The 15,164-nt window shown below is 72.7% G+C and carries 13 protein-coding genes, 2 tRNA genes and 1 pseudogene; 8 read left to right on the top strand and 8 right to left on the bottom strand.

Annotation, left to right across the window (positions count from 1 at the left end):
- Positions 1-145 precede the first annotated feature (145 nt).
- The 4 genes from QSK21_RS02555 to QSK21_RS02540 all read right to left on the bottom strand — a co-directional run bounded on the left by QSK21_RS02555 (position 146) and on the right by QSK21_RS02540 (position 5,120).
- Positions 146-1,741: a serine/threonine-protein kinase gene (locus QSK21_RS02555; protein ID WP_285693375.1), complete on the bottom strand. Its 1,596-nt coding sequence runs from the start codon at positions 1,739-1,741 to the stop codon at positions 146-148.
- Between the two features lie 82 nt (positions 1,742-1,823).
- The gene (locus tag QSK21_RS02550) at positions 1,824-2,999 is read right to left on the bottom strand and encodes a L,D-transpeptidase (RefSeq protein WP_285693373.1); all 1,176 of its coding nucleotides are present in this window, start codon (positions 2,997-2,999) and stop codon (positions 1,824-1,826) included.
- Between the two features lie 166 nt (positions 3,000-3,165).
- Positions 3,166-3,819 (bottom strand): VC0807 family protein, encoded by a 654-nt coding sequence (locus tag QSK21_RS02545; RefSeq protein ID WP_285693371.1) that lies wholly within the window; start codon positions 3,817-3,819, stop codon positions 3,166-3,168.
- Between the two features lie 371 nt (positions 3,820-4,190).
- Complete coding sequence (locus QSK21_RS02540; RefSeq protein ID WP_285693369.1) at positions 4,191-5,120, bottom strand: LysR family transcriptional regulator; 930 nt, start codon at positions 5,118-5,120, stop codon at positions 4,191-4,193.
- 162 nt (positions 5,121-5,282) lie between these two features.
- Here QSK21_RS02540 and QSK21_RS02535 point away from each other — a divergent pair, with 162 nt between their 5' ends.
- The gene (locus tag QSK21_RS02535) at positions 5,283-6,590 is read left to right on the top strand and encodes a pyridoxal phosphate-dependent aminotransferase (protein ID WP_285693891.1); all 1,308 of its coding nucleotides are present in this window, start codon (positions 5,283-5,285) and stop codon (positions 6,588-6,590) included.
- A gap of 224 nt (positions 6,591-6,814) precedes the next feature.
- On the opposite strand, the gene QSK21_RS02530 is transcribed toward QSK21_RS02535, so the two are convergent.
- Together QSK21_RS02530 and QSK21_RS02525 are read right to left on the bottom strand one after the other, a co-directional pair.
- Positions 6,815-6,885: transfer RNA gene (locus tag QSK21_RS02530), tRNA-Ala, on the bottom strand.
- Positions 6,886-6,900: 15 nt separating this feature from the next.
- Positions 6,901-6,972: transfer RNA gene (locus tag QSK21_RS02525), tRNA-Trp, on the bottom strand.
- Between the two features lie 482 nt (positions 6,973-7,454).
- On the opposite strand from QSK21_RS02525, the gene QSK21_RS02520 reads away from it, so the two are divergent.
- On the top strand, positions 7,455-7,994 hold the full coding sequence (locus QSK21_RS02520) for a hypothetical protein (RefSeq protein ID WP_285693367.1): 540 nt from the start codon (positions 7,455-7,457) through the stop codon (positions 7,992-7,994).
- Between the two features lie 160 nt (positions 7,995-8,154).
- Entirely contained in the window at positions 8,155-8,712 is a 558-nt protein-coding gene (locus tag QSK21_RS02515) for a CGNR zinc finger domain-containing protein (RefSeq protein ID WP_285693366.1), read from the top strand.
- A gap of 36 nt (positions 8,713-8,748) precedes the next feature.
- Here the strand turns inward: QSK21_RS02515 and folP are convergent, their stop codons facing one another.
- Positions 8,749-9,636 carry a dihydropteroate synthase gene (gene folP, locus QSK21_RS02510; RefSeq protein ID WP_502871498.1) on the bottom strand — a complete coding sequence of 296 codons (888 nt, stop codon included), beginning with the start codon at positions 9,634-9,636 and terminating at the stop codon, positions 8,749-8,751.
- Positions 9,637-9,864: 228 nt separating this feature from the next.
- Between folP and QSK21_RS02505 the strand changes: the two genes are divergently transcribed.
- The 5 genes and pseudogenes from QSK21_RS02505 (at position 9,865) to QSK21_RS02485 (ending at position 14,133) form a co-directional block, all read left to right on the top strand.
- Positions 9,865-10,899, top strand: coding sequence for a GDP-mannose 4,6-dehydratase (locus tag QSK21_RS02505; protein ID WP_285693889.1), 1,035 nt, complete (start codon positions 9,865-9,867; stop codon positions 10,897-10,899).
- Positions 10,900-10,973: 74 nt separating this feature from the next.
- On the top strand, positions 10,974-11,237 hold the full coding sequence (locus QSK21_RS02500) for a ubiquitin carboxyl-terminal hydrolase 14 (RefSeq protein ID WP_285693364.1): 264 nt from the start codon (positions 10,974-10,976) through the stop codon (positions 11,235-11,237).
- A 197-nt stretch (positions 11,238-11,434) separates the two neighbouring features.
- Positions 11,435-11,560 (top strand): annotated as a pseudogene (locus tag QSK21_RS36040) (LysR family transcriptional regulator); the annotation flags it as partial.
- A 307-nt stretch (positions 11,561-11,867) separates the two neighbouring features.
- Positions 11,868-12,428 carry a LysR family transcriptional regulator substrate-binding protein gene (locus QSK21_RS02490; protein ID WP_285693362.1) on the top strand — a complete coding sequence of 187 codons (561 nt, stop codon included), beginning with the start codon at positions 11,868-11,870 and terminating at the stop codon, positions 12,426-12,428.
- A gap of 94 nt (positions 12,429-12,522) precedes the next feature.
- A complete protein-coding gene (locus QSK21_RS02485; RefSeq protein WP_285693360.1) occupies positions 12,523-14,133 on the top strand; it encodes a Na+/H+ antiporter in 1,611 nt (536 codons plus the stop codon).
- Positions 14,134-14,233: 100 nt separating this feature from the next.
- Here the strand turns inward: QSK21_RS02485 and QSK21_RS02480 are convergent, their stop codons facing one another.
- Positions 14,234-15,145 carry an Lrp/AsnC family transcriptional regulator gene (locus QSK21_RS02480; RefSeq protein ID WP_285693358.1) on the bottom strand — a complete coding sequence of 304 codons (912 nt, stop codon included), beginning with the start codon at positions 15,143-15,145 and terminating at the stop codon, positions 14,234-14,236.
- Between the last annotated feature and the right edge of the window lie 19 nt (positions 15,146-15,164).

Here is a 15,164-nt window from a genome sequence, read left to right as displayed (position 1 = left end):
CCGTTACCAGGGGAACGTTAGCGACAAAGCGCCGCCGAGGATGGCATGATGGCCGCTTTGCCCAAACTCCGAGATCAAAGCGTTGCTTGGGACGTCTGCGACAAGGGACCTGGAGTGGTGCGTCACGGACGGGACGTGACGAACGTCACGCCCCCGAGTCGGTCGGCGCGGCCGGGAACAGGCCGGCGTTGTGCAGGTCGAGGTCGATGTCGGCGGGGATCTCCCCGTCCACCCTGGTGGCCTCCCAGTCGGAGTTCAGGGCGCCGCCGGTGGCCCCCCATTTGCCGTCGAGCCGGACGCCGGCACCGTTGCGGACGATGGTGAACCGGACCTTCCCGGTGGGCTCGGTGCCCACGCCTTCGGTGTAGCAGGCGTAGACCGACCTGCCGTTCCCCTCGACGACGCCGCGGATCTTGCTCTTGCCTCGCCAGCGGTAGATCATCCAGACGTCCTCGCCGTCCGTCCGGATGTACATGTCGCCGTAGGTGCTGTTGTAGTGCCCGTTGAGGTAGGTGTGGTCGTCCCCGGACAACCGCGGGACGATCACCATGGCGAGCGCCCCCGCCAGGAGCAGGGCGGCGCCGGCGGCGAGCCCGGCGAGCAGCGGCCCCCGGCGCCTCCGCGGGGCCGTCCGCCCGGCGCCCGCGGGCAGGGTCGGCTCCGGCCCGTGCCGCCGGCCGTCCATGGCCACAGGGGCCGTGGGCGTCCCGGCCTGGGGCCACCCGTGCGGTGGCGGCGCGTCGGCCCGCGTGGGGATGTCGGACGGCGGCGGAGGCGGCATGTCGGGCGGCAGGGCGGGAGGTATCGGAGGAGGCGGCGCCTGACCGCCACCGGCGGGCCCCATGGCGCCCACGGCGCCCCGAGCTCCCGGGGAGGCGGCGGCCGCGGCCGGGTCGCCGCCGGGCACGCCGAGCCGCGAGAGCAGGTCGCGTGCCGTGGGACGGTGGGCCGGGTCCTTGGCCAGGGCCGCGGCGACCACCTCGCGCAGCGGCTCCTCGATGCCCTCCAGGTCGGGCTCGGCGTGCACGATCCGGTACGCGATGGCCTGCGAGGGGCCGGTCCCGAAGGGCCTGCGGCCGGTCGCGGCGAACGCCATGACCGCGCCCCAGGCGAACACGTCGCTCGCCTCGCTCGCCCCGGCGCCCTCGAACTGCTCGGGCGCCATGTACGAGGGCGTGCCGACGAGCTGGCCGGTCGCGGTGAGCCCCTGCGTGGCGTCCAGCGCGCTGGCGATCCCGAAGTCGATCACGCGCGGGCCCATCCGGCTGAGCAGCACGTTGCCGGGCTTCAGATCGCGGTGCACCACACCGGCGCCGTGGATGCCGGCCAGGGCCGCGGCCATGCTCACGCCGAGCTGCTCCAGCTCGGCGCGGCGCAGCGGGCCGCCCTCCTCCAGCGCCTCGTCGAGCGTGGGCCCGTCGATGTACTCGGTCACGAGGTAGGGGTGCTCGGCGTCGGGATCGGCGTCCAGGACCTCGGCGGTGCAGAACCGCGGGACCTTCAGCGCGTGCGCGGCCTCGTACCGGAACCTCTCGCGGAACGTGGCGTGCCGGGCGTGGTCGGACCTGACCACCTTGATCGCCACCAGGCCGCCGCCGGGGCCGGGTCCTCGGCCCAGGTAGACCGACCCCATGCCGCCCTCACCGAGGAACCCGATCACCTCGTAGCCGCCCAGCCTCTCGGGATCCCCGGCGCGCCGGGGCCGTGCCTTGGCGGGCAGCCGGGGGACGTCGTCGGCCATATGCTCTCCCGTAAGCCTGAGGACCGCGTCCAGCATTCCGGACCGGACGCGGTCCCCGCAATCGTGCTCGGTCAGGCCCCGGTCAGGCGAGGGCGCTGCCCTGCTTCCACTGGTCGAAGGGCATCTGCCAGAAGCCCCAGCCGTTGTCCCACTCAAGCCGGCGGCTGCTGCCGGTCAGCTTGAGGATGTCGCCGCGCTGGGCGATGTCGAAGTACCACTTGGCGTTGGACGGGCTCAGGTTGAGGCAGCCGTGGCTGACGTTCGCCGAGCCCTGCACGCTCACGGTGGACGGCATCGAGTGCGTGTACTCGCCGCTGTTGGAGAACCGGACGCCGTAGTTCACCACGGTCTTGTAGTAGCCGGGGTCGCCGGGCTTGCGGCCCGGGGCCTCCATGGTGACGGGGTTCTCCTTGCCCATGAGCAGGTGGATCCCGCTGGTGGTGGTGTACTCCCTGGTGGTCCCGTTGCCGGCGCTGAAGGGGATGGTGCGCAGCTTGCGGCCGTCCCGGGTCACCGTCATGTGGTGCTCGCCGATGTCACCGGTGGTGATCTGCTTGGCGCCGATGGTGATCGTCTGGTCGACGTCCTTCGCGCCGTACACGCCCTGACCCGCGTTCACCCCGGCGAGCCGCGCGGTGAAGCGCACCTTCTGGTGCGGCTGCCAGTACGTCTGGGTGCGGTAGATCACCTGGTCGGACCCGATCCAGCGCCAGGCGCCCGGGACCGGCTTCTCCGGGGTGACCGTCAGCGCCCGCTCGACCGCGGCCTTGTCCGCCACCGGCCCGTCGAACCGCACGATGATCGGCATCCCGACGCCGACCTTCTCGCCCTTGACGCTGGGCGTCACATCGGCGATCGACAGCGTCCGCTCGGGCTTGAGCGTGCTGAACGTGCTGGTCGCGGTGCTGGTCTTGCCGTCGTGCCGCGCCCTGACCGTGACCGTGTAGGACGTGCCCGGGCTCAGCGTGCGGTCGGACTTCCAGCTCTTGCGGTCCGCGGACATCGTGCCGGTGACGGTGACTCCCTGCCCTTGGACGGTGACGTCCTGAAGCGTGCCCTCGCCGACCCGGACCTGAATGGGCCCGTCCGGCCGCACCGACTGCGCCCCGTTGACCGGCGTGATCGTGACCGCGCCCTCCTGGCCCGCGGCCAGCCCGCCGGTCCTGCTCCCGCCGACGACGCCGCAGGCGGCCGTCAGGATCAGGACCGCTCCCGCGCCCCCCGACGTGATCAGCCCGAAACGACCTTTACTCCCCACAGAAACTCCTGAAGGCCCTGGTTAACCCCGTGTCATGCGAATCCATCCAAACCCTTTGGATGCCCAGGGCGCGGCAAAGGTTGGCTCAGGGGCACGGTGATCTACGACGAAAAGACCGGCACGAAGGCTCGTGCCGGTCCGGGAGAGGAATGCGGTGCCGAGAGGCTCAGGCGGTGACGCCGGTGGCGGGCTCCCCGTTGACGTGGCGCAGGACGCGCTTGAAGCCGAGGATCGAGACCGCCACGGCCGCGGCGCCCAGCACGGTGACCATGCTGGTGCGCATCCACAGGAACGCGCCGAGCGACTCGTTGAACAGCATCCAGAGGCTGATCAGGGCGTTGGCGAAGAAGACCATGGACCACAGCAGGGAGATGCGCAGGAAGAACTGGCGCACCCGCTCGTGCTTCATGAACGCCTCGGGCAGCGGCACCATGTCGGCGGCCAGCTTCTGGGCCAGCGGGCGCCCGAGCGGCACCGAGGCGAGGAAGGTCGCGCCGACCACCAGGGTGCCCAGGGTCGGCTGGAGGAAGTACACCACCGGGCTTCCGGTGACCGCCGCCAGGACGGCGCGGACGGTGACGCCCGCCGCGGCCAGGAACATCAGCGCCGGGACCCCGTGCCCGCGCCAGTACCGCCAGGCGATCCCTCCGTACACCCAGGCGACCGCGGCGACGAGCCCTCCGTTGAGGCCGAGCAGCGCGAAGGCGGCGTAGAAGATGGCGACGGGGGCCACCGCGCCCTCGATGAACCGCGGCAGGGCGTGCCGGATGAGGGACGTCAGGCGCGGCAACTCGAAGCCATGGTGGGCGGACCGGTTCATAGGCTGCTGTGCTCCTGGGGAGGCGGCGGTTCGGTCCAAGGTACGTGAAGATCCGCGCTGAGCGGTCATCTTCGGGTCCGGAGTCCCCTCCATCCGTACCGCCTCCCCCCTGGGATGCCCCGCCTTCGGGTCCGGCGCGGCGCTCGGTTACGTGCACGTGTACGTGACCCTGTACGTGACAGGGTCCGGCGACGGATCACCGGTGGGTTCGGCCCGGAGCGGGACCGGGTTGGTCTCGCGTCCGCTTTCGGCCAGGATCGATACCGTCGTCCCCTGGCGGCGTCCCCGTGCCCCCGCACCGGTGTCACCGGCCGTGAGCTGGGACTTCGCGCTGTGGATGCTTCCTGGGAGGATGCCCCCGGACGGCGGCCTCACTCCTCGGGAAGGGGCGGCTGGACGTCGCCGGCCGCCGAGTAGATGGCGCGCAGGGTCACCGCCACCGAGGGCCTGCGCACGCTGGCGGCCCGCGTGACCGCGTACACCTCGCGGGCGATGGGCGGGCCGGGTATGAGCCTTGTCACCACGCCCTCGATCCCGGCGGCCATGCCCAGCGAGGGGACGGCGGCGATCCCGATGCCCTTGGCCACCAGGCTCAGGATGGTGTGGAGCCCCTCGAACTCCCATGGGACGGGACGGGCGCCGCCCACGGTGTCCAGGAGCCGCTCCACGCCCTGCCGGGACGGCTCGCCGGGCGGCGCCGCCATCCAGGACTCCTCGCGCAGGCGTTGCAGGTCCACCGCGCGGCTCCGGTCGGCCAGGGGGTGATCGGCCGGCACGGCGAGGACGAGCGGGTCCCGCCGGAGGTGGAAGAACTTCAACGCGGAGGGCGGCTGGTCGGGGAGCTTGCCGGACCAGTCGTCCACCAGGGCGATGTCCACCTCGCCGCTCTGCACCTGCCGGATCGCGCCCTCCGGGCCGGGGGTCTGCCGCAGCACGAACGTGAGCTGCGGGTGATCGCGCAGGCTGCGCGCCAGGGCGGGGGCGAACGCCACGGCGGCCGTGGGGAAGGCGGTGACCACCACCCGCCCGACCGGCGTGTCGGCCTGGCTGGACAGCTCGGTCTCGGCGGCCTCGACCAGGATCAGGATCTCCTCGGCGCGCTCGGCGAGCCGGCGTCCGGCATCGGTCAGCTCGGCGCTGCGGGCGGTGCGGTCGAGCAGGGCGACCTTGGCCTCCCGCTCCAGCGCGGCGAGTTGCTGCGACACCGCGGAGGGCGTGTAGCCGAGCGCGGAGGCGGTGGCGGCGATGCTGCCCCGACGTGCGAATTCGGCCAGCAGACGGAGGCGGCGAAGCTCCAGCATCAGACAATCTTACGGTCAGCATCGATGAGACTCGCTTGTCATGATGCTAAAACCGGGCAGGCTAGAGGTGAGCCGGCCGGCTTTTCGGGGATGCCTTATTCCTCCCCTGCACCCACCCTGAAAACCGTGACGTCGTCCTGCCTGGAGCCCGAAATGCCCGTTATGAACCCGTCCGTCCGGCCGGTTCCGCTCTCCCCGACACTCGCGATCAATGAAGCGATCGCCCGTAGAAGACGCGACGGGATGCCCGTGCTCGCCCTCGGTTTCGGCGAGGCCGGCATCCCGGTCCACCCCTCCCTCACCCGGGAACTGGCGGCCGCCGCCGGACGCGGCGGCTACGGCCCGGTCGCGGGCTCGGCCGCCCTGCGCGCGGCGGCGGCCGGATACTGGACGCGCCGCGGCCTGCCCACCGACCCCGGCCTGGTGCTCTGCGGGCCGGGCAGCAAGCCCCTGCTGTACGCGCTGATGACCGCCATCGGCGGCGAGATCGCCATCCCCACCCCGAGCTGGGTCTCCTACGCCGCCCAGGCGTCCCTCACGGGCGCGGGCGCGGTCCCGGTGGCCACCGCCCCGGGCGAGGGCGGCGTGCCCAGCCCCGCGCTCCTGGCCGACGCCGTCGTACGCGCCAGGGCCACGGGACGCAGGATCCGCGCCGTGGTGGTGACGCTGCCCGACAACCCGACCGGGACCCTGGCCCCGGAGGCGACGGTCCGGCGGCTGTGCGCGGTCGCCCGCCAGCACGATCTGGTGATCATCTCCGACGAGATCTACCGGGACCTGATGCACGACCCGGGCCGCCCGGTGCCGAGCCCCGCCGCGTACGCGCCCGAGCGGACGGTGGTCACGACCGGGCTGAGCAAGAGCCTGGCCGCGGGCGGCTGGCGGCTGGGCGTCGCCAGGATGCCCGACGGGCCGTTCGGGTCCGCGCTGCGCGACGCCGTCCTGGGCATCGCCAGCGAGATCTGGTCGGCCGCGCCCGCACCCGTGCAGCACGCGGCCGCCTACGCCTTCGGCGAGCCCGACGAGCTGGTGGAGCACATCGACCTCAGCCGCCGCCTGCACGCCGCCGTCACCGCCGCCGTCGCGGACCGGTTCGCCGAGGCCGGGGCGCGCGTACGGCGTCCCGAGGCGGCCTTCTACGCCTACCCGGACTTCGACCCGCTGCGCGCGCACCTGCGCGAGGCCCACGGCATCACCACGGGGGCGGAGCTGACCACGCTGCTTTTGGAACGTTACGGAATGGGCGTCCTGCCGGCGTCCGCGTTCGGCGAGCCGGGCGACGCGTTGCGCATGCGGGTGGCCACGAGCCTGCTGTACGGGGAGAACGACGAGCAGCGCCGGGCGGCCCTGATGGACCCGGACCCGGCCGCGCTGCCGTGGATCGCCTCGGGACTCGACCGGATCACCGAGATCCTCGACGACCTCAAGGCCGCATCCGGTCACACGCTCACCACGGCCCTCGCCGGCTGAGCGTTCCCGGGCTCCGGCGGGACGGCGGCCGTACCGGATCCGCGCCCGTGAATAACGGCAAATACCGACTTGTCCCATGATTTGGGATAATTGCCGCGAAACGGCGGCGGCCCCGGCCTCATCGCGAGGCGGGGGCCGCCGCCATTCCCCGGGCGCCCGGGTCCGGGTCGGGCGCCCGCGAGATCAAGCGATCCCGCCCGCTCCCCATAGCGGGGAGGGATCCGTGGACCCGCAGGGAATCGAACCCTGATCGTCTGTGTGCAAGACAGATGTGTTCCCGTTACACCACAAGCCCAGGTCGGCAGATCGGCAGGGGCGGTAGGAGTCGAACCCACTTTCCGCTGGTTTTGGAGACCAGCCGCCTAACCGGTGGCTCACCCCTTCGTTATGAAGCCGTACCGCCGGGTTCGCCTTCCCGCTCCCCCGCGGCCGTCCTTCGTCGCCTTCAAGGATGCGACGCCTCATGATCGCCCGCAAAGCATTTTTCCGGCGCCCGCGCCCGTTCGCCGCCGGTGTGATCGCGGAGGGCGACGCGCCGCCGTCCATCCGCGGGCGCGCCTCCGGCGAATCCCTCGGGGGGCCGCGCGCCGGTGTCGCGAGGTTCGCGTACGGCGGGCCTCACCGGGCGGTCCGTCCCGCTCAGGGCCCCTCTCCTCCCCTTTGGGAGGTGGTGTAAGGTCCAACGTCGCACGGGGTGAAGTCCCTGGAGAGAGCGAGTGCGGAGCAACCGGCTTCCCGCGGCTCGTCCCCGTGATAGACCCGGAACAGTACGTCGTCGCGGACCTGGCCGAGGGCGTACACGATCGATGCGAGAAGGCGAGGGGGCCCGCCATGAGGCACGCGCGGGACGGGGCTGCCGCGGCCATGAACGCCGCATCCCGGGTACTCGTGGCCCGGGGCAGGAACGAGCCTCAGGAGCTGGAGAACCCGGACGTGGCCTGGGGGCAGCGTGCCCGTGACGGCGTCTGGGTCCCCACCAAGGACGGCCAGCGCATCCACATCGGCATCGACGTCACGGCGGCCGACACCGTCGCGCAGGTGCTGCGGCCCAGCCTCCGTGTCTTCGTGGGCGTGGACGTCGACACCGACATGGTGGCGCAGACCACGGCCAGCGGGGTGCGGCTGCTGACGGTGATCCACGGGCCGGACGCCCCCGCCGAGTTCCGGTTCCCCCTGTCGCTGGCCGACGGGCTGACGCTGGAGGCCATGCCGTCCGGCGGGTACGACGTCGTCCACCAGCGGTACGGCGCCACCGTGGGGCGGCTCTACAACCCGTGGGCGTCGGACTCGATGTACCGGCAGGTCAAGGCCGACTACGTCCTGGAGGGCCAGGTCGTGACGATGCGGATCCAGCACACCGGCGCCTACTACCCGGTGGTCGCCGACCCGCACTACTCCCGCTGATCATCCCGCCGATCACAGCACGGCGCCCGCCAGGTCACGCTTTCGGCGCCCGCGCGGCGGAGGACGCACGCGCGGGGTGGGAGCGGCATAAGGTGAAGGGGCGGGCCGCGCGCGCCGGTCACCGGCGGCCCCGGTCCCCGATCTGGAGCCGGAGTTCATCGTGATCTTCACTCATGACACCGAGCACGCCCTCGCCACCGTCGTCGGCCTGATCAACACCTCTCCGGCGGCGTCCGGCGCCGAGGGCCTGGACGGGCCGGCGGACCTGCGCGCCTTCCTCGAACGGTTCAGGTTCAGCGACATCCGCGAGGTGACCGGCAGGGACGTGGAGCAGTTCCGCGAGCAGCGGGACCGGTTCCGCGCCGTGTTCGACGCGCCCGACGTGGCCACCGCGGTCCGGCTGATCAACGAGATCGTCGGGGGCGTGCGCACCACCCCGCACCTGACCGACCACGACGGCTTCGGCTGGCACGTGCACTTCTTCGCCCCGGGCGCGCCGCTGGTGGAGCATCTGGCGGCCGACTGCGGGATGGCCCTGGCCTACGTGGTGACGGCGGGTGAGCTGGACAGGCTGCGCACCTGCGAGGCCCCCGGCTGCTCCCGCGTCCTGGTCGACCTGTCCCGCAACCGCTGCCGCCGCTACTGCGACAGCCGCACCTGCGGCAACCGCATGCACGTGGCCGCCTACCGCGCCCGCCGGCGCGAGGCGGCCCTCTGAGTCCCCGCGTCCGGCATCGAGTCCCCGCGTCTTGGATCAGGGCGTACCCTGGAGGGCGGCGACGGCGGCGAGGGCGCGGCGGGCTCCGGCCACGTCGTGGACGCGGAAGACCCGCGCGCCCAGCCAGGCCGAGACGCCGAGCACGGCCGTCGTGCCCACCCCGCGCCGCTCCACCGGCTGGCCCAGGGTCTCCCCGATGAAGTCCTTGTTGGACACGGCGACCAGGACCGGCCAGCCGGTGCCGGTCAGCTCGTCCAGCCGCCGGGTGATCTCCAGCGAGTGCCGGGTGTTCTTGCCGAAGTCGTGGGCGGGGTCGATCAGGACGGCGTCCCTGCGCACCCCCAGGGCCACGGCGCGCTCGGCCTCGGCGACCACGTGCTCCAGGACGTCGCCCACCACGTCGCCGTACCCGGCGCGGTGCGGCCGGGTACGCGGGTCCTGGCGGCCCGCGTGGGCGCACACCAGCCCGATCCCGTGGGACGCGGCGACCTCGGCCAGCCGAGGGTCGGGGCCGCCCCAGGTGTCGTTGAGCAGGTCGGCGCCCGCCTCGGCGACCGCCTCCCCCACCTCGGCCCGCCAGGTGTCCACGCTGATGATCACTTCGGGGTGCGCCCGCCGTACGGCGGCGACCAGGTCCACGACCCGGCGCAGCTCCTCCGCCACGCCGACCTCGTCCCCCGGGCCCGCCTTGACCCCGCCGATGTCGATGATGTCCGCACCCTCGGCCACCGCGCGGTCCGCCGCGGCCAGGGCCGCGTCGAACCCGAAGGTGGCGCCGCGGTCGAAGAAGGAGTCGGGGGTGCGGTTCACCACCGCCATCACCGCGTGGCGTCCCAGGTCGCGGCCGCGCAGCCGCAGCGGGGCGGCGTCGCCGGCGGTACGTCCGGCGGCGGTGCGGGCCGGACGGGGATCAGCGGAGCGCATGCGTCGGGCACCTCATGGTGATCACACGGTGGCAGAGGAGCGCGGGCCGCGCCACGCGGCGCACCCGGCACGGCCGATCGTGAACCCGAAACAAATTCGGGTCAAACTACGCCCTCCCTCGTCAGTTCGGACACAGGCTCGCTAACCTCGGAAATCACATGCATCACGGCGCGGGGCCCGGGACGGTCCGGGCGTCTGATCCACCGTCTACCAGCCATGGAGGATGCGCTGTCCAGGCGAGCACTCATCACCGGCATCACCGGGCAGGACGGGTCCTACCTCGCCGAGCACCTGCTCGCCGAGGGGTACGAGGTCTGGGGCCTGGTGCGGGGTCAGGCGAACCCGCACGTGTCGCGGCTGCGCAAGCACGTCGGCGACGTGCGGATCACCACCGGGGACCTGCTCGACCAGGGCAGCCTGATCTCGGCGGTGGAACGGGTCCAGCCCGACGAGGTGTACAACCTGGGCGCGATCTCCTACGTGCCGATGTCCTGGCAGCAGGCCGAGCTGACGGCCGAGGTGACCGGGATGGGCGTGCTGCGGGTCCTGGAGGCGATCCGGGTGGTGTCGGGCATCAGCCCGTCCCGCTCGCCCGGCGGCGGCCAGATCAGGTTCTACCAGGCGTCCTCGTCGGAGATGTTCGGCATGGTCAGGGAGACGCCGCAGAACGAGAGGACGCCGTTCCACCCGCGCAGCCCGTACGGGGTCGCCAAGACCTACGGCCACTACATCACGCAGAACTACCGCGAGTCGTACGGGATGTTCGCGGTCAGCGGGATCCTGTTCAACCACGAGTCGCCGCGCCGGGGCGCGGAGTTCGTCACCCGCAAGGTGACGCTGGGCGCGGCCCGCATCAAGCTGGGGATGGCCACCGAGCTGCGGCTGGGCAACATGGACGCCCGGCGGGACTGGGGCTTCGCCGGCGACTACGCCCGCGCGATGCGGCTGATGCTGGCGCAGGCGGCGCCCGAGGACTACGTGATCGGCACCGGCAGGATCCACTCGGTGCGGGAGCTGGTGGAGTTCGCGTTCGGGACGGTGGGCCTGAACTGGGAGGACCATGTCGTCCTCGATGACCGCTACACCCGTCCCGCCGAGGTCGACCTGCTGTGCGCCGACCCGAAGAAGGCCCGCGAGCAGCTGGGCTGGGAGCCGGAGGTCGGCTTCGAGGAGCTGGTGACCATGATGGTCGAGTCGGACGTGCGGCTGCTGTCGTCCTCGGCCCGGCCCGAGGACGAGCCGTTCAGCCCCGATCACTGGTAACGCCCACGCCAAGGGCGGTGAGATTCGGGGCCACGTCACGAGTGCGCGGCCTCCGCCGTGGCACGATGAGCGGTATGGGCACCTGTGAGCATGTGAAGCGGCTACCGGACAGCGATCCGGCGGCACGGACGCCCGAGGGTTGCCAGGAATGCCTGGAGACCGGGGACCGGTGGGTGCACCTGCGGCTGTGCCTGACGTGCGGCCATGTCGGCTGCTGTGACTCCTCGCCGAACCGGCACGCCACGGCGCATTTCGAGCAGGAGGGCCACCCGATCGTCCGGTCGTTCGAGCCGGACGAGGACTGGCGGTGGTGCTTCGTCGACGAGCAGATCGTCTGATCGTCGTTCTCGTGAGGGCCGTCGTTCTCCTGGGGGCCGTCGTCCTTCTGGGGGGCATCGTCCTTCCGAGGGGTGCGGTCCGTCTGAGTGGCGCCGTCGGCGGAACTCGGCGGACGAAACCGGCTTGACGGGCAAATCAACGGTCCTATTCCGGCTATGTCCGGGACCTTGTGGGTTCGTTGGCATACGGTCAGGTCATGAATCTGCGGCAGCTGCGGTATGTCGTGGCGACCGCCGACCACGGCACCATGACGTCGGCGGCCCAGGCGCTCTACGTCGCTCAGCCCGCCCTCTCGCGGGCGGTGCGCGAGCTCGAACGCGAGCTCGGCGTGGAGCTGTTCGCCCGGTCGGGGCGCGGCGTGGTGCTGACCGCGGTCGGCGAGCAGGTCGTGCGGCAGGCGCGGGTCGCGCTCGACGCCGTCGACGCGATCGAGGGGCTGTCGGTGGCGCGCGCCAACGGGCGGGGCGCCGAGCTGCGCATCGCCGCGACCGCGTCGCTCGAGCCGGAGCTGACCGGCGCGCTGATCCCGCGGTTCGCCCGCGACCAGCCCGCCGTACGGGTCCGGGTGATCCGCTGCGAGGGCCGCGAGGCGGTCGCGGTGGCGCTGCGCGGGCCGCGCCGACCTCGCGGTGACCGACCTTCCGGTGCCCGGCGACCTGGTCGCGCACCCGTTCGAGCAGCGCGAGGTGGTGCTGATCTCGCCGCCGGGGCTGCGGCTGCGCGAGCCGGTGCCGCCCGCCGCGCTGGACGGCATGCGGCTGGTGCTGCCGGCCCGGGGCAGCGCGCGGCGCGCCGAGATCGACGGGCTGCTGGGCCGTCTGGGCGCCAGGCCGGTGCCGGCGGTGGAGTCCGACGAGCGCGGCTCCTGGCTGGGCTGGGTGCGGGCGGGCATGGGCTCGCTGCTGTGGTACCGCAACCAGCTTGAGGACACCGAGGGCCTGGCGGTCCGCTCGTTCCTTCCGCCCATCACCCGCAAGATCGGTTTGGTGCACGCGCACCGGCAGCTTCCCCCGGTGGCGCGCGACTTCCTGGCCTTCGCCAAGGAGACCGCCCGCGAGCCGAAGCCGCGCGAGACCAGGCCAGGCCAGACCAGGCCACGCCAAACCAAGCCGCGGGAGATCACGTCACGCGACACCAAGGCACGGGCCCCGCAGGCGAGACACGCCGACGCCAGTGACCGGCACGCCTGACTCGGCGCGCGCCCGCAACCGGATCAATCTCGTATAGGGATGCCGCCGCGCCCGCTGTGACGCTAGGCCGTGGCCGCGTGTCATGATGCGCCTCGTGAAGGCTACTGAGGCCCTGTGGCTGCTGGCGGTGCCGGTCAGCGCGCTGATGGTGGCGGCGTTCGCGCGCCGGGTCGGCCTGTCGTCTCCGCTGGTGCTGGTGATCGGGGGCCTGGTGCTCTCGTTCCTGCCGGGCGTGCCGCACGTCGAGCTCGACCCCCATCTCGTCCTGTTCTTCTTCCTGCCTCCGCTCCTGTTCTCGGCCGCGTGGGAGAGCTCCACCATCAACCTGCGGCGGAACAGCTCCTCGATCGTGCTGCTGTCGGTGGGACTGGTGCTGGTCACCACGCTCGTCATCGGGTACGCGGCGCATCTGATGGTCCCCGGGCTGCCGCTGCCGGCGGCGTTCGCGCTGGGCGCGATCGTCGCGCCGCCGGACGCGGTGGCGGCGGTGAGCGTGGCGCGGCGGCTGGGACTCCCGCGCCGGACCGTGACGATCCTGGTCGGCGAGAGCCTGTTCAACGACGCGACCGCGCTGACGGCGCTGCGGGTGGCGGTGGCCGCCGCCGTGGGCGCCGGGTTCACGCTGCTGGACGGGGTCCGGGAGTTCCTGATGGCGGCGGTGCTCGGCACGGTGGTGGGGCTGGCGCTGGGGCCGCCGCTGCACTGGCTGCGCACCCGGTTGCGGGATCCGCTGGTGGAGAAGGCGATGGTGCTGGCGGCGCCGTTCGCCGCGTACCTGATCGCCGAGGCGGCGCAGTCCTCCGGCGTGATCGCGGTGGTGGTGAGCGGCCTGTACCTGGGGCACCGGTTCCCCGAGGCGCCCGCCGCGACCCGGCTGATCGGCCGAGCCTTCTGGAAAGTGCTGATCTTCGTGCTGGAGTCGGTGGTGTTCCTGCTGATCGGGCTGCAGCTTCCGCTGGTGGTCCAGGGCCTGTCGCCCCGGTACGAGTGGACGAGCCTGGCCGTCTGGGCCTCGGCGATCTTCGGCCTGGTGGTGCTGGCCAGGTTCGTCTACGTGTTCGCGGTCACCTCGCTGCGGCTGCGGGTCGCGCGGGTGATGGGGCGCGGGGAGTCCGGCCCGGTCCCCGTGGGCGGCCGGGTCGTGGTCGCCTGGGCGGGGATGCGGGGCGTGGTGTCGCTGGCGGCGGCGTTCGCGATCCCGTTCACCGACGAGGCCGGGCGGCCGTTCCCGGCGCGCGAGCTGATCCTGTTCCTGACCTTCACCACGGTGCTGGCGACGCTGCTGGTGCAGGGGCTGACGTTCCCGGCGCTGATCCGGAGGCTGGGGGTCGGCAGCGACCGCGAGCAGTACAGCGACACCGTGTCGGAGGCGGGCGCGCAGCACGCCGCGGCCAACGCGGCGCTGCGGCGGCTGGACGAGCTGCTGGCCGAGGAGGAGGAGCAACCGGACCAGGCGGTGGTGGAACGGCTGCGGCAGTTGGCCGAGCACCGGCAGCGGTCGGCGTGGGAGCAGCTCGGCGGCGGCACGGCCATGGGCGGGATGGAGACGCCCAGCAGCGCCTACCGGCGGCTGCGCCGGGAGATGCTGGCCGCCGAGCGCGGCGTGTTCATCGAGATGCGCGACCAGCGCCGCATCGACGACGAGGTGCTGGAACGCGTCCTGCACGAGCTGGACCTGGAGGAGGCGGCCCTCAACCGTCCCTGACCCGTAGGCCCTGACCGGTAGGCCCTGACCGGTGGGGCGCGGTGGGGCGCGGCCTTCCGCGCCCCCTGCCGCCTCGGCCTCCCTGCCGCCTCCTTGTGCGCTACTGGCCGTTGAGCCGCTTGTCGGGCAGTTCGACGGCGTAGGACTCCTTGATGACGTCCAGGTGGTGCCAGGACTCGCGCACGGTGGCGCCCGGCACGGCACGGATGGCGTCCAGGACGGCGACCATCTCGGCGCGGGAGCGCGCCTCGGCCTGGCCGACGATGTCGTACCGCCCGAACCCGGTCGCCAGGTAGCGCACGCCCTCCTGCTCGGCGACGGCCTCGGCGACGCGGTGCAGCCCCCCGGTGACCACCAGCCCGAAGCCGCCGAGCTCGGCCGCACCGAGGGCGAGCGGGTCGGCCAGGCCGGTCACCTGGATGACGCCCGAGCGCATCAGCCGTACCACCCGGGCGCGCGTGGCGGCCTGGGACAGGCCGATGATGTGGGCGAGACGTGTGTAGGGGGCGCGGCCGTCGCGTTGCAGCTCCCGCAGCAGCCGCCAGTCGATGTCGTCGAGGGCGATGTCGCCCAGCTCTCGCACCACGGCGTGGGCGTCGCGCACAGTGGACACCGACCGGAACACCTCGGCCGAGCGCACGCCGGGCACGGCGCGGATGGCGTCGACCTCGGCGGCCAGCGACGCGTCGTCGCGGGTGCGCACCTGCGCGACCAGGTCGTGGGGGCCTGCGGTCAGCGCGGTGAAGCTGACCGCGGCGCGCTGGGCGATGGTCGCGGCGACCTCGCGGGCCGACCCGTCCACGGCGACCGAGACGTGCCCGATGGCCTCGGCGCCGACGACCGCGGCGTGCACGATGCCCACGACCCGGACGACCTCGGTCTCGAGAAGGTGCTGCACCCGTGCCCGCACGGCCGTGCGGGACAACCCCACCCGGTCGGCCAGCGCCTGGAACGTCGCCCGGCCATCCCGCTGGAGCTCGCGGACGAGCACTTCGTCGACCGCATCCAGCACGGCTCTCCTCCTCGGCACG

The sequence above is a fragment of the Actinomadura sp. NBRC 104412 genome (assembly GCF_030269515.1).
GTDB lineage: Bacteria > Actinomycetota > Actinomycetes > Streptosporangiales > Streptosporangiaceae > Spirillospora.
Note: the sequence above shows the minus strand (reverse complement) of the source record. Positions and strands in the feature narration are given on the sequence as shown.

Excerpts from the sequence above, each read along its gene's own strand:
- QSK21_RS02555 (WP_285693375.1), bottom strand. The coding sequence starts at position 1,741 with ATGGCCGACGACGTCCCCCGGCTGCCCGCCAAGGCACGGCCCCGGCGC.
- QSK21_RS02535 (WP_285693891.1), top strand. The coding sequence starts at position 5,283 with ATGAACCCGTCCGTCCGGCCGGTTCCGCTCTCCCCGACACTCGCGATC.
- QSK21_RS02545 (WP_285693371.1), bottom strand. The coding sequence starts at position 3,819 with ATGAACCGGTCCGCCCACCATGGCTTCGAGTTGCCGCGCCTGACGTCC.
- QSK21_RS02500 (WP_285693364.1), top strand. The coding sequence starts at position 10,974 with ATGGGCACCTGTGAGCATGTGAAGCGGCTACCGGACAGCGATCCGGCG.
- QSK21_RS02540 (WP_285693369.1), bottom strand. The coding sequence starts at position 5,120 with ATGCTGGAGCTTCGCCGCCTCCGTCTGCTGGCCGAATTCGCACGTCGG.
- QSK21_RS02520 (WP_285693367.1), top strand. The coding sequence starts at position 7,455 with ATGAACGCCGCATCCCGGGTACTCGTGGCCCGGGGCAGGAACGAGCCT.
- folP (WP_502871498.1), bottom strand. The coding sequence starts at position 9,636 with ATGCGCTCCGCTGATCCCCGTCCGGCCCGCACCGCCGCCGGACGTACC.